This window comes from Bordetella genomosp. 6 (genome assembly GCF_002119705.1).
In the GTDB taxonomy this organism is placed as follows: Bacteria; Pseudomonadota; Gammaproteobacteria; order Burkholderiales; family Burkholderiaceae_B; genus Bordetella; species Bordetella bronchiseptica_F.
The window spans coordinates 3263310-3276056 of the sequence record NZ_CP021107.1 but is presented as its reverse complement, the minus strand read 5'-3'; the positions used below and the strand labels follow the sequence as shown (position 1 = coordinate 3276056).

At 68.9% G+C, this 12747-nt stretch carries 13 protein-coding genes; 12 read left to right on the top strand and 1 reads right to left on the bottom strand.

Annotated elements, in window-relative coordinates; all coding sequences use genetic code 11:
- Positions 1–186: 186 nt before the first annotated feature.
- Positions 187–1899, bottom strand: a complete 1713-nt coding sequence (locus CAL11_RS15325; RefSeq protein ID WP_086093392.1) for a ShlB/FhaC/HecB family hemolysin secretion/activation protein — start codon at positions 1897–1899, stop codon at positions 187–189.
- A gap of 456 nt (positions 1900–2355) precedes the next feature.
- Between CAL11_RS15325 and CAL11_RS15320 the strand changes: the two genes are divergently transcribed.
- From CAL11_RS15320 to CAL11_RS15265, 12 genes are all read left to right on the top strand, one after another.
- Positions 2356–3174 carry an MHYT domain-containing protein gene (locus tag CAL11_RS15320; protein ID WP_167382515.1) on the top strand — a complete coding sequence of 273 codons (819 nt, stop codon included), beginning with the start codon at positions 2356–2358 and terminating at the stop codon, positions 3172–3174.
- 97 nt (positions 3175–3271) lie between these two features.
- Positions 3272–3448, top strand: coding sequence for a Flp family type IVb pilin (locus CAL11_RS15315; protein WP_033462579.1), 177 nt, complete (start codon positions 3272–3274; stop codon positions 3446–3448).
- A gap of 69 nt (positions 3449–3517) precedes the next feature.
- Positions 3518–4042, top strand: a complete 525-nt coding sequence (locus CAL11_RS15310; RefSeq protein WP_086093391.1) for a prepilin peptidase — start codon at positions 3518–3520, stop codon at positions 4040–4042.
- A complete protein-coding gene (locus CAL11_RS15305) occupies positions 4003–4446 on the top strand; it encodes a TadE/TadG family type IV pilus assembly protein (RefSeq protein ID WP_196248335.1) in 444 nt (147 codons plus the stop codon). Before CAL11_RS15310 ends, CAL11_RS15305 begins: the two co-directional genes overlap by 40 nt.
- 1 nt (position 4447) lies before the next feature.
- The gene (locus tag CAL11_RS15300; protein WP_086093390.1) at positions 4448–4924 is read left to right on the top strand and encodes a TadE/TadG family type IV pilus assembly protein; all 477 of its coding nucleotides are present in this window, start codon (positions 4448–4450) and stop codon (positions 4922–4924) included.
- Positions 4921–5865, top strand: coding sequence for a Flp pilus assembly protein CpaB (cpaB, locus tag CAL11_RS24520; RefSeq protein WP_033462585.1), 945 nt, complete (start codon positions 4921–4923; stop codon positions 5863–5865). The genes CAL11_RS15300 and cpaB overlap by 4 nt, the downstream gene beginning before the upstream one ends.
- Before the next feature lie 56 nt (positions 5866–5921).
- The gene (locus tag CAL11_RS24515) at positions 5922–7271 is read left to right on the top strand and encodes a type II and III secretion system protein family protein (RefSeq protein WP_086093389.1); all 1350 of its coding nucleotides are present in this window, start codon (positions 5922–5924) and stop codon (positions 7269–7271) included.
- A complete protein-coding gene (locus tag CAL11_RS15285; protein ID WP_086093388.1) occupies positions 7268–8617 on the top strand; it encodes a pilus assembly protein CpaE in 1350 nt (449 codons plus the stop codon). Before CAL11_RS24515 ends, CAL11_RS15285 begins: the two co-directional genes overlap by 4 nt.
- Before the next feature lie 8 nt (positions 8618–8625).
- Positions 8626–9981: a CpaF family protein gene (locus tag CAL11_RS15280; protein WP_033462592.1), complete on the top strand. Its 1356-nt coding sequence runs from the start codon at positions 8626–8628 to the stop codon at positions 9979–9981.
- On the top strand, positions 9978–10904 hold the full coding sequence (locus tag CAL11_RS15275) for a type II secretion system F family protein (protein WP_033462593.1): 927 nt from the start codon (positions 9978–9980) through the stop codon (positions 10902–10904). The genes CAL11_RS15280 and CAL11_RS15275 overlap by 4 nt, the downstream gene beginning before the upstream one ends.
- Before the next feature lie 8 nt (positions 10905–10912).
- Positions 10913–11899, top strand: coding sequence for a type II secretion system F family protein (locus CAL11_RS15270; RefSeq protein ID WP_086093387.1), 987 nt, complete (start codon positions 10913–10915; stop codon positions 11897–11899).
- The gene (locus CAL11_RS15265; RefSeq protein WP_033462595.1) at positions 11899–12741 is read left to right on the top strand and encodes a tetratricopeptide repeat protein; all 843 of its coding nucleotides are present in this window, start codon (positions 11899–11901) and stop codon (positions 12739–12741) included. The genes CAL11_RS15270 and CAL11_RS15265 overlap by 1 nt, the downstream gene beginning before the upstream one ends.
- Positions 12742–12747: the final 6 nt, after the last annotated feature.

The following is a 12747-nucleotide window of genomic DNA, read 5'->3' as shown; positions in this document are numbered from 1 at the left end:
CCGGGGAAAATAAGTTCATTGTTTTCATGTAGTTGCGGGTGTTTCTTGCATATTCGCAAGCGCTTGGCAACCGCACAATCCGGACATCAGGCCGTCTGCGAATGTTGTTTCTTCGCGAATATCGGCCCGATGTTACGGCTTGCGTTACGGCGACGTTACGTAACGTTCCGCTGTGTTGCCCGTGTTTCAGAGCGCGTCGTAGAACAGCGAGTAGTTGGCGTTGAAGCGCACGTCGCGATCGCCGTTGACCGTGCTGGACCCCACCGGCTTGGCGACGTTGAAGTCGAACAGGTAGAACTTGTCGTCGGTAAAGCGCACGCCGAGCGAGAGCGACGAGAGGTGGCGCTCGTTGAGCGCCTGCAGGCCCTTGTTGTTGTACCAGGTGCGCGCGTAGTCGGCCATGGCATAGGGCTGCACGGCGCTCAGGTAGCGCCAGCCCAGCCCGAAGCGGCGATTGATTTCGGCCGACAGGCCCACGCCCTTGTCGCCGCTTTGCTCGCCCTGCGGGTAGCCCATGGCGAAGCGCCAGCTGCCGAACGACACCTGTTCCGAACTCGGCAGGACGTCGCTGCTGTATTGGCCGGCGCCGGACAGGACCAGGCCGAATTGCGCCGGCAGGGTAAAGGCCTGGCGCACATTCAGGTTGAAGCGCGTGAAGTCGAGGTCGACGTCGGGAATTGCCGAATAGCCGTAGTTGGTATCGATCGACTTTTTCGCGCCCATGGCGTCGAAGCCCTTGGACACCGACACGGTCAGGTCGGTGGAGCGTTGCGGCAGGATGTCGATGTAGCGCAATTCGGCCGTGGCCGCGCGCACGCGGGTGTCCTGCTGCAGCCAGCGGTCGCTGTCGCGGTGGTTGTAGCGGTCCTTGGCGTTGACGGCATACATGCCCAGCGTGCCGGTCAGCGAGCGCTGGTTGTTCAAGAGGAAGGGATAGCTCACGCCTACGCCGATGCGGTCATTGGTGACCTTGCGGTCAAAGCCCAGGTATTCGATGGCGTCGTCCTGCGGCTTGGCCTGGTAATGGTAGCCGTCGACCTTGATCGAGAACCCGTCGGCGCCGATGGGCAGGCGCGCCTCGCCGGCGACATATTTCACATCGTCGCTGTTGAGCGGGATGCTGGTGGTCAGCTTGAGCTGTTCGCCCAGCGGCGTGAGGCTGTGCGCGCCCAGGTCGACCAGCGGTTGCATGCCGGTGCCCAGGTCGGCCACGCCGCCATTGGCGGTGAACTTGCTGTGGGTGGCCGCGATCACCAGTTCGGTGGCGCCATCGGCCCGGCGCGGCAGGTCCAGCGAGGGCGTGATTTTTACGCCCGGCACGATGCGCATCAGGTTGAGCTGGCGCTCCAGCGTGGCCTGGGTCAGCGGTTTTTCCTCCAGCAGCGGGCCGGCCAGGGTTTCCAGCCTGCCCTTGGCGTTGCCGATGTCCCCATCGATGCGCACATTGCCGATATGGCCTTCCACCACGGTGACCACGACCAGGCCGTTGGCGAAGTCCTGGTTCTGTACCAGCGCGAACGACAGCGGATAGCCGCTCGACCGGTACAGCTCGGTGATCCTGTCCACCTGCTGCACCAGTTGCGCCACGGTGATTTCCTTGCCGGCCAGCGGGGTCAGGAACGCCGCCACCTGGTCGAACGGCAAGGCGTGCACGCCGGCCACGTCGAAATTGCGCGGCACGATGCGTTGCGCCAGGCGCGCCTGCACGGCGCGCTGCTCAGGCGTGGGCGCCTGCAGGGCGGGCGCCGGCGCGGCGGGCGCGGTCGGGCGTTCGAGCTGTGGCAGCGCGTCGACCGGATTGCCGCGCAACGGGCCGTCGGCGCGACTTGCGGCTGGCAGCGCCGCCAGGCCGGCGATAAGGGAACAGCAAAACAGATCCGTGGCGAGTGTGCGTTTCATTGATTTTGTGTCTGCAGCTTGGAATTAATCGGAAATCTGTCAGTACGCGGAGCAATGCATATCGTCTCCGAATATTGCAATTATTTGCGTTATTTTCTGTTCGTGATACCAGGGAACGCGTCATGAATGCTGCAAAACTCATGTCAATCGTTACATGGCAAATCAAACTTTTCCTGTTTTTGATCTATTAACGAGAAATTCTGCCATCTAAGTGCCTAAAAAAGCGAGTTACTGCCAATTCGAAGAATATCCGTTGCACAAAATATGTCTCAATAATACGAATACCGGGGTAAACCCTGATGGCAATGAAAAGTTAATAGATAAGACTAGATAAACATTTCAAAACAAAAGATTGCGGATTTTGAGGTTGTTGTCCATAAATCAGCGCGGGTATTCGAGGCGGCACATGAAATCGACTGGCGGGACGCGAATGTTGAATCTGGCGAGGGAGCAGTGGTGAATCCGGGCGACATCGTGCCGCTTTCGCTGCAGCCCGACGTGGTTGCGCTGTCGTTCCTGATCGCGTTTTTCGGTTCGTATGTCGCATTGGTGGCCGCGGCGCGGATCCGCGCCAGCGTCCAGGATGGCGCAAACGTGCGCGGTTTCGTGCTGATCGCCGCCGTGTCCATGGGCGGAATCGGCATATGGGGCATGCATTTCATCGGCATGCAGGCGCAGAGGATGCCGTTCGAGGTCGGTTATGCGCTGTGGCTCACCTTGCTGAGCGCCGCGGTGGCGGTGGCGTTCTCGGGCATGGCCTTCTGGTATGTGGGGCGCCAGGCGTTCGGCCTGGGGCGTTGCGTGGTGGCCGGCGTGCTGGCCGGATTGGGCGTGGCGGCGATGCACTACATCGGCATTGGCGCCATGCGCATGCCGGCGGTGTTCCTGTGGAACGCGCAGCTGGTGGCGCTGTCGGTGGCGGTGGCGGTGGCCAGCGCGGTCGTGGCGCTGTGGCTGGCGTTCAACGTCCAGCGCGAATGGCAGCGCGTGGCCGCCGCGGCGGTGATGGGGCTGGCGGTGTGCGGCATGCATTACACGGGGGCCGCGGCCGGCGTGGTGGTCTGTACGACGGCGCAGACATTCGCCGACGTGCAGGTGGGCGGCGTGGCCTTGCCCTATGTGGCGTTCGCCGGCGCGCTGGCGGTCTTGCTGGCCATGCGCTGGCAGTTGCATCGCAGCAACCTCGGTCACCAGGACCGCACGGCCCGCCGCATCGATGCCTTGCTGCGCGAAACGACAACCGGGCGGCCCGTGCGCGGCCACCCGGGCAGGTGAAGGAATCCCGCCGCCCCGGCGGCGGGACGCAAGCGTGGCGTCGCGGTTCGACGCCGTTGATGAGTGAAGTCGTAACAACCTTATCTGGAGGCACAGCATGCTTACCCAATTGAAGAACTTCTGGCTCGACGAGGAAGGCGCCACCGCCATCGAATATGGCCTCATCGTGGGCTTGATCGCGGTCGTCATCATTGGCTCGGTGTCGCTGCTGGGCGAAACGCTCAAGGGCTTCTTCGACACCATCCAGACGGAACTGAGCGCGGAAGCGCCGTAGTAGGGGGCCTGGCAGACGCTGGTCGGGCGCCCGCCTGAGGGCGCCGACGGCGTCGGCACGGAAGCAGGAGTGGAAAATTTGTTGAGGGAGCACGGGTGGTGGGCTGTTTATGTCGCCTTCAACTTGCTGGTCGTCTTTTACGATCTGCGCGCGCGTCGCGTGCCGAACCGGCTGCTGATCGCGGCGGCGCTGGCGCAGTGCGGCTGGCTGGCCTGGCACGCCTGGGGCGTGCAGGCCATGCCGGCGGCTGGCGCGCGTGGCTGGCCCGATGCCGGGCTGGGCTTCGCGCTGGGCATGGCCTTCGTGCTGGTGTGGCGCATGCGTCTGATGGGCGCGGGCGACGTCAAGTACCTGGCGGTGCTGGGGCTGGCGATCGGCGCCTGGCCCTGGCTGCTGGTGCTGGTGCTGGCCGGGCTGCCCAGCCTCGCGCATGCGCTGGCGCAGGGTTTTCAGGTGGCGCGCGACCCGCGCAAGCCGCGGCGCGGCATCCCGTACGCCGCCTATCTGGCGCTGGCCGCCATCAGTCTGGGGCTTATGCCGTCGAGTTCGCCCTGGTGTTCGTGGTGTTCTTCGTGGTTCTTTACGGCGGTTTGACCTGGGCCTTCATTTTCGCGGCGCAGCAGTCGCTCAACCACGCGGCCGAGGAAGGCGCGCGCGCCGCGCTGCAGTGGCCCGGCAGCACGGCGCTCGAGCCGCGCGCGGTACGCGCCGGCCAATTGGCCGGACAGTACGCCGACTGGGTGCGCCGCATGGGCGGCGCGCCGGCCACGGTCACCGTGTGCGGCAGCGGCGGACCGATCGGCGGACTGGCCGGCGGCCCGTGCAGCGGCATCGCGCTGGCGGCCGACCAGATCGAAGTGCTGGTGCGCTATCCCTACGCGCAGGCGCCGCTGGTGCCGCTGTTGCCCGGCATGGGCGTGGCGGTGCCCGGCACGCTCAGCGCGCGCGCCTCGGTGCGCGTGGGCGGGCCGGTGGCCGCGGCGGGCGGGGGGGCCTGAGATGCGCTTCGTTTCCTTTCCGTCCCGGCGGCGCGCCCAGCGTGGCGCGGCGGCCGTGGAGTTTGCCCTGGTGATCCTGCTGATGCTGGCGCTGATGCTGGGAATGCTGGGCTATGGCGCCCTGTTCTGGGCCCAGCAGAAACTGAGCAAGGCGGCCGGCGAGGGCGCGCAGGCGCTGTTGCAGGCCAACCTGCGCGGCGCGGCCGCCAGCGGCGTGGCCGGTTGCGAGGCGGCGCGCCAGGAGGCGGGCTGGCTGGCCATCGATTGCGCCAGCGAGATGCTGGACTGCGCCTGGACGGCCAGCGACGGCGGGCCGGCGGCGTGCGCGCGGGTGCGGGTCCGCTACGAACTGGCCGGCTGGCCGCTGCTGGCCACGCTGCGCGGCGCGGCCGGCGCCGTTCCTGGCGCTCGCGCCTGGTTTCCCGATGTATTGAGTGCGCAAGCCATCGTGCAGATCGCGCAGGAGCCTACGACATGAGTACCGTCGCGAAAATTGCCGCCGCCGTCCTGGCGCTGGTGGCGTTGGGGCTGGGTTATGCCGCCTTCATGCTGGCCACCCGCCCCGCGCCGCCGCCGCCCAAGCCGGTGGCGCAGCGTGCCAGCGCGGCGCTGCCGACCTACCCGGTGGTGGTGGCCGGCAAGCCCATCGCCGCGGGCGATCGCCTGGCCGCCGACCTCCTGAAGATCGAGCGCTGGCCCGTGCAGCCGGCCAACGGATATGCCGAGCCCGAGACGCTGTTGGGGCAGATGGTGCGGCAGGACATCCCGGCCGGCGAGCCGGTGACCGCGCCGATGCTGGCGCGCGGCCTGGCCCGGCACCTCGCGCCCGGCGAGCGCGCCGTCACCATCGCGGTGGACGAGCTGAGCGGCGCCCAGAACCGCATCCTGCCCGGCGACCTGGTCGATGTCTTCGTGATCATGGACCGCGGCATCGAGGTGCCGGGTACGCAGACCCGCCTGCTGCAATCGCGCATCAAGGTGCTGGCCTATGGCCAGCGCTCGGTCGACGGACCGCCGCAGGGCGAGGAAAAACCCGCCGTCGCGCAACGCGGCCAGCCGCCGGCTGCGCCGCGCAACGCCATGCTGGCGGTGCCGGTCGAGCGCGTGAACGAACTGTTGCTGGCGGCCAAGGCGGGACGCCTGCAGCTGGTGCTGCGCTCGCCCGAGGATACCGACGTGCCGGACCTGGCGCTGTTTCCCGAGCGTGCGCCGGTGCTGGCGCTGCGCGCGGGCCTGACGTCCGAACAGCAGCGCGATGGCAAGGATGGGGTGAACCAGGCCTACGCGGGCGAAATACTGCCGCAGCTGGCCGGGCCTACCGCCGCGCCCGTGCCCAAGCCGCGCGCGGCGACGGGCGGCGGGGGTGGACGCAGTATCGAGGTGGTGCGCGGCGGCGACGTGCAAGCGGTGCGCTATTGACGAACAGCAGGCCGCGCCGGCCGGCGCGGTCATGACGCAGACAGGAAGCAGGGCGAATGAAACAGCATAAGGTCGGCAGGCACTGGGCAGGATGGGCTATGGCGCTGGCGTGCCTGGGCGCGGCCGCGCCGCTGGCGGCGCAGCCGGCGGCGCCGGCCGGCGCCGCGCAGGCGCGTGAACTGCTGCTGGAGGTCAAGGGCCAGCAGCCATTGCGCCTGGACGCGGCGCCGTCGCGCGTGGCCATCGCCGATCCGCAGGTCGCCGATGTCAAGGTGCTGGCGCCCGGCGTGGGCCGCCCGGGCGAGGTGCTGCTGATCGGCCGGCAGGCCGGCACCACCGAGCTGCGGGTCTGGAGCCGCGGCTCGCGCGATCCGCAGGTCTGGACGGTGCGCGTGCTGCCGCAAGTGCAGGCCGCGCTGGCGCGGCGCGGCATCGGCGGCGGCGCGCAGGTCGACATGGCCGGCGACAGCGGCGTGGTCACCGGCATGGCGCCCTCGGCGGAGGCGCATCGCGGCGCGGCCGAGGCTGCCGCGGCCGCCGCGGGCGGCAACGACAAGGTGGTCGACATGTCGCAGATCAACACCAGCGGCGTGGTGCAGGTGGAAGTGAAAGTGGTCGAGCTCGCGCGCTCGGTCATGAAGGACGTCGGGCTCAACTTCAGGGCCGACAGCGGTCCGTGGTCGGGCGGCGTGTCGTTGCTGCCCGACCTGGCCAGCGGCGGCATGTTCGGCATGCTGTCCTATACCAGCCGCGATTTCAGCGCGTCGCTGGCGCTGCTGCAGAACAATGGCATGGCGCGCGTCCTGGCCGAGCCGACCCTGCTGGCCATGTCGGGCCAGAGCGCCAGCTTCCTGGCCGGCGGCGAGATTCCGATTCCGGTATCGGCCGGCCTGGGCACGACCTCGGTGCAGTTCAAGCCCTTCGGCATCGGCCTGACGGTCACGCCCACGGTCATCTCGCGCGAGCGCATCGCGCTGAAGGTGGCGCCCGAAGCCAGCGAGCTGGACTACGCCAACGGCATTTCCAGCATCGACAGCAACAATCGCATCACGGTGATCCCGGCCTTGCGTACCCGCAAGGCCGACACCATGGTTGAGCTGGGCGATGGCGAGACATTCGTCATCAGCGGCCTGGTGTCGCGCCAGACCAAGGCCAGCGTCAACAAGGTGCCGCTGCTGGGCGACCTGCCCATCATCGGCGCGTTCTTCCGCAACGTGCAGTATTCCCAGGAGGATCGCGAGTTGGTGATCGTGGTCACGCCGCGCCTGGTTCGCCCCATCGCGCGCGGTGTCACGCTGCCCTTGCCGGGCGCGCGCCAGGAGGTCAGCGACGCTGGCTTCAATGCCTGGGGCTATTACCTGCTGGGTCCGATGAGCGGCCAGCAGATGCCGGGCTTTTCACAGTGACGAACATGAAGACACACGCTCGCGAATGGGCGGCTCTGGACAAGAGCGCCTGCTTTCTCTTCTGTTCCGGCGACAACGACGTGGCGCAGCAACTGGGCCATGCCATCGGCGACCTGGGCCTGCTGACGCAGGAACTGCCCGAGCCCGAACAGCTGGCGCGCCGTCTCGCGGACATCGACCCGCAGGTGGTGTTTCTCGATTTCACCGGCGGACAGGCCGACCCCGGCAAGCTGCTGCTGGCCGCCGACCTGGCGCGCGTGCTGGCGCGCGTGGCGCCGGCCGTGCCGCGCGTGGCGGTCGGTTATCTGGCGCAGCCTGACGGCGCCATTGCCGCCTTGCGCGCCGGGGTGAGCGACTTCGTCGATCCGTCGGTCTCGCCCGACGAGGTGCACGGCGTGGTGCAGCGCCTGGTCTCCAACCGCCACGTCGGCGGCGGCTCGGGCGGCGAACACCGCAGCGTGCTGATCCTCGGCGCGCGTCCCGGCGTGGGCGCCAGCACGCTGGCCGTGCACATGGCGGGCCTGACGCAGGAGCGCATGGCGCAGGCGGCCCTGGCGCGCCAGGGCGCGGTGGCCGGCAAGCCGGTCCGCTCGGCCGAGGTCATGGCAGCGCAATTGCCGCTGTCCGACCGCGTCGGCGTGCTGGACCTGGGCTGGCCGATCGGCGATTGCCTGCTCTACCTGAACATCAGCAGCGACTTCGATTTCGCCGAAGCCGCCCGCAACCTGAGCCGCCTCGACGGCACCCTGCTCAATTCGGCCATGGCGCACACCGCCTCGGGCATCAGCGCGCTGGCGCTGCCGCGCGAGGTCGAGCAGGTGCGGGCGCTGTCGCCCAACGACTCGCTGCTGTTGTTCGAGCGCCTGCGCCAGCACTACGGCACGCTGGTCACCGACGCCGGCGGCCTGGCCAATCCGGAATTCGTCGCCAAGCTGGCGCGCGCCTCGCACGAAACCTGGCTGGTCACCGACCAGAGCGTCAGCGCGCTGGTGTCGCTGGCCGGCGCCGTGCAGGAGCTGGAGCAGTTCCACGTCGAGAAGTCGGCCCTGCGGCTGGTGGTCAACCGCTACGACGAACGCTACGGCATGAGCGCGACGCAGATCGCCGAACGCTTCGGGCTGGAACTGGCCGGCACGCTGCCCGACCGCACGCTGCCGCTGATGGTCTGCACCAACCAGGGCCGCCTGCTGCACGAGCAGGCCGAACGGGATATCTACGTGCGGGCCGTGCAAGCGCTGGTCGACCGGCTGCTGGCCGGCAGCGAGGCGCCGCGCGCCCGGCACAACAGCTGGCTGGCCAACTGGCTGCCCGGCGTGCATCGCCTTACCAATGTCGTTGAGGGCTGACACACATCATGATCATGCCGCCATCCATGGAATTCGGCGCCGCGGGCGGCGGCGAATTCGTCGCGTCCGAGCGCTTCCAGGACGTCAAGAGCCAGGCCTACGAACATCTGTTGTCGCGCATCGAGGAGCTGGGCGCCGAGTTCGGCCGCTGGACCCGCGCCGCCATCCAGGAATTCGTGGATATCGAGGTCGCCAGCTTCGTGCGCCTGCGCCGCGTGGCCATCAACGAGGGCGAGCTGGGCCAGGTGGCCGCCGCGCTGACCAAGGAGCTGGCCGGCCTGGGGCCGCTGGAGGACCTGCTGAACGACCACGACGTCGAGGACATCCTCATCAATGGCAGCGACAACGTGTTCGTGTCGCGCCGCGGCGTGCTGGCCCGCGAGACCGTGCGCTTCTCCGACAACCAGCATGTGCTGCGCATCGTGCGCCGCATCCTGGCCCCGCTGGGACGCCGGCTGGACGAATCCAGCCCCATGGTCGACGCGCGCCTGCCCGACGGCGGACGCCTGAACGTGGTGATCGAGCCGCTGTCCGTCGACGGGCCCATGGTGTCGATCCGCAAGTTCCGCCAGGATCCGCTCAAGCCCAATGACCTGCTTACCCTGGGCTCGTTCAACGAGGACATCTTCCGCCTGCTCAACGCGGCGGTGAAAAGCCGCTGCAACATCCTGGTGTCGGGCGGCACCAGTTCGGGCAAGACGTCGCTGCTGAACGCGCTGGCGTTCTTCATTCCCGAAACCGAACGCGTCGTCACGGTGGAGGACACGGCCGAGCTGTCGTTGAACCACCCGCATGTGGTGCGCCTGGAGGCGCGCCAGGGCGGCTTCGACGGCGCCGGGGCGGTCAGCATCCGCGACCTGATCCGCAACAGCCTGCGCATGCGGCCCGACCGCGTGGTGGTGGGCGAGGTGCGGGGCGCCGAAGTGATGGACATGCTGCAGGCCATGAACACCGGGCACGAAGGGTCCATGGCCACGATCCACGCCAACTCGCCGCGCGAATGCCTGTACCGGATCGAAATGCTGGCGGGGTTCGCCGGCTTCCAGGGCAGCGAGGACAGCCTGCGCCGGCAGATCGCCAGCGCGCTGGACTTCATCGTGCAGATCGGGCGCCTGCCCAACGGCAAGCGGCGCGTCATTTCCATTACCGAAGTGACCGGCATGGGCGACGCGGTGATCGCCACGCAGGAGCTGTACCGCTACGAAGCCTATGCGACGCCCGACGGCGACGAGAAGGACAACTGGGTGAGCCTGGGCATCCTGCCCCACACGCCCAAGCTGGCGCGCATGCGCAACGAATTGCGCGGCGCGGCGCCCGACAGCGAGCCCGAGGGCGGCGGCGGCTTCTGGGGGCGCAGGCGATGAGCCTCATGGCCTGGCTCCTGGGCGCGTTGGCGCTGGCGCTGCTGGCGGCGGCCGCATTGCTGCTGCGGCAGGCCCGCGACGGCGCGCGCCGCCAGGCCAGCGAGGCCTTCCTGGAGCGCCAGCTCGAATTGCGGCCGGGCCAGCCCGAGGCCGCGCCGGCGCCCGCCGCGCGGCGCCGCCTGCCGGTGTCGAACGGCGCCTGGCGGCAGCTGCTGCTGCGCGCCGGCGTCGAGCCCACGCCGCGCTTTCTCGCGGCCCTGATCGGCGCGCACGTCGGCGTGCCCGCGCTGGCGTGGCTGTTCGGCGGGTGGATTTCGGCGGCGGCCGCCTTGTTGCTGGTCGTATTGCTGTCGTACTTCCGCCTCTGGCTCAAGGCCGATCGCCGGCGCCGGCGCATGGTGCATCAGCTGCCGGCGTTCCTGGACGCGCTGGTGCGCCTGATCACCATCGGCAACAGCGTCAACGCGGCGTTCCAGAATGCCCTTGGCAGCGTCGAGCAGCCGCTGCTGGAAGTCCTGCAGCGCGCCGACAGCCAGGTGCGCTCGGGCAAGGACCTGGACGCGGCCCTGCACCAGGTGTCGCGCCAGTACCGGCTGCGCGAATTGTTCCTGGTGTCGGCGGTCATCGCGCTGGCCTTGCGCTTTGGCGGCCGCAGCGACCAGGTGCTCGAGCGCATGGCCGCCTTCATGCGCGACCTGGAGCAGGCGCGCGACGAACTGACCGCGCTGTCGGCCGAGGTGCGTCTGTCGGCCTGGATCCTGGCCCTGCTGCCCATCGGGCTGGCGCTGTTCATCATCATTTTCAACAACCAGCTGTTCATGGGCATGTGGCACGACCCCATGGGCTTTCGACTGCTGGTATTCGCCATGGTGCTGCAGGCCGGGGGTTCGTACTGGCTGTATCGCATGGCCCGCTCGGTGTAGGACTCGCCATGGACAGACTGCTCGCCGATTCCCAGACCCGCATGCTGCTGGTGGCCGCGCTGCTGGTGCTGATGGTGGCCTGCGTGGTGGTGGGGGCGGCCCTGGTGGCGCGCGCCGGCCGCCAGCAACGCAGCCGCGAGGTCGTCGATCGCGCCCTGGCCGCGCGCGACGGCCACGTCGCCGAACCGCCGCCGGCCGGCCGCATGGCCGCGATGGCCAGCGCGGCCGAGCAAGCCGGCGCGAAGCTGGAACACGGCAAGCTGGGCGACTCGCTGCTGGCCATCGACGACCGCAAGCTGATCGACGCCTGCGGGTTCCGCAATCCGGCGCGCGCCCGCGCCTGGTTCATGCTGGGGCGCCTGCTGCTGGCCTGCCTGGTTCCCGTGGCGGCGTGGCTGGGCCTGCGCGCGCGCTATGCGGACATGCCGCTGGCCTACGTCGCGTGCGCCGTCTTCCTGGGCTTCGGGCTGGGCTGGATGCTGCCCAAATGGATGCTGCTGCGGCGCATCGCCAGGCGCCGCGAAAGCGCCGAGACGGAATTGCCGCTGTTCATCGACCTGCTGCGCCTGCTGCAGGGCGTGGGCCTGTCGGTGGACCAGAGCATGCACGTGCTGATCCAGGATTTCCGCTCCGTCATGCCGGTGCTCGGCGGCGAGCTGAAGATCGCCGCCGAACAGTATGCCCGCGGGCGTACGCGCGAACAGTCGCTCAGCCGCCTGGCGCAGGGTTTCGACAACGACGACCTGAGCGCCATCTGCCGGCTCATCGTGCAGGTGGATCGCCACGGCGGCGCCGTGCAGGATCCGCTGGCGCGCTTTGCCGAGCGCGTGCGCGAGCGGCGCCGGCTCGAATTGAAGGCGCGGGTGGCGCGGCTGACGGTCAAGATGACCGGCGTCATGGTCGTGACGCTGCTGCCCGCGCTGCTGATCATCACCGGCGGCTCGGGCTTTGTCGCCTTGCTGCGCGGCATGTCGCAAGTCATGGGGGAAGGGTAATGAAACGATCACACCGTCTCGGCATCGCGCTGGCCGCCGCCGCGCCGCTGCTGCTGGGCGGCTGCCAGACCAGCAACGTCGACACGGCCATGCAGCTGATGCAGCAACAGCAGCAGGAACAGGCGCTGGCGCAGCAGCGCGAGGACGCCGACGAGCGCAAGCGCATCGCCGCCAAGCCGGAACTGGCGCTGTCGCTGATCCGCGAGGCGCAGCGGGAAGGGCGCTACTTCGCCTCGCTGGCCTACCTGGATGCCTACCGCCAGAATTTCGGCGACTCGCCCCAGGTGGCGGTCATGCGCGCCGATGCCTTGCGCATGACCGGCCAGATCGCGCAAAGCGAAAGCGCCTACCGCGCGCTGACCGGCACCGACCAGGCCGCCGCCGCCTGGCATGGCCTGGGCCTGCTGGCCGGCGGCCGCGGCGACTTCGACCAGGCGGCCGATTACCTGGCGCGCGCGACGCGGCTGCGGCCCACCGACGCCAATATGCTCAACGACCTGGGGTATGCCTTGCTGCGGGCCGGCGATCCGCGCGGCGCGCGCCTGCCGCTGGGGCAGGCGGCCGAGCTGGCGCCGGCCAACGCCAAGGTGCTGGGCAACCTGGCCTTGCTGCTGCTGGTCGAAGGCGATTATGCGGGCGCGCGCCAGGTCATGGACCGTGCCGCGTTGAGCCCCGAGGCGCGCCAGCGCGTGCAGGAGCTGGCCAACCAGACGCGCCATGCCGGCGCTTCCACCCCCGCCGCGGTGCCCGTGGCGCAGGCCGCCGGCCGCGAGGCCATGGTGATGCCGGTGCTGCAGCGCCCGGTCATGGACCGCTTCGGCAATCCGCCGCTGCTGCAATGAGCCCGA

Coding starts and splice junctions, on each gene's coding strand:
- CAL11_RS15325 (WP_086093392.1), bottom strand. CDS start 1,899: ATGAAACGCACACTCGCCACGGATCTGTTTTGCTGTTCCCTTATCGCC.
- CAL11_RS15315 (WP_033462579.1), top strand. CDS start 3,272: ATGCTTACCCAATTGAAGAACTTCTGGCTCGACGAGGAAGGCGCCACC.
- CAL11_RS15300 (WP_086093390.1), top strand. CDS start 4,448: ATGCGCTTCGTTTCCTTTCCGTCCCGGCGGCGCGCCCAGCGTGGCGCG.
- cpaB (WP_033462585.1), top strand. CDS start 4,921: ATGAGTACCGTCGCGAAAATTGCCGCCGCCGTCCTGGCGCTGGTGGCG.
- CAL11_RS24515 (WP_086093389.1), top strand. CDS start 5,922: ATGAAACAGCATAAGGTCGGCAGGCACTGGGCAGGATGGGCTATGGCG.
- CAL11_RS15280 (WP_033462592.1), top strand. CDS start 8,626: ATGATCATGCCGCCATCCATGGAATTCGGCGCCGCGGGCGGCGGCGAA.
- CAL11_RS15275 (WP_033462593.1), top strand. CDS start 9,978: ATGAGCCTCATGGCCTGGCTCCTGGGCGCGTTGGCGCTGGCGCTGCTG.
- CAL11_RS15270 (WP_086093387.1), top strand. CDS start 10,913: ATGGACAGACTGCTCGCCGATTCCCAGACCCGCATGCTGCTGGTGGCC.
- CAL11_RS15265 (WP_033462595.1), top strand. CDS start 11,899: ATGAAACGATCACACCGTCTCGGCATCGCGCTGGCCGCCGCCGCGCCG.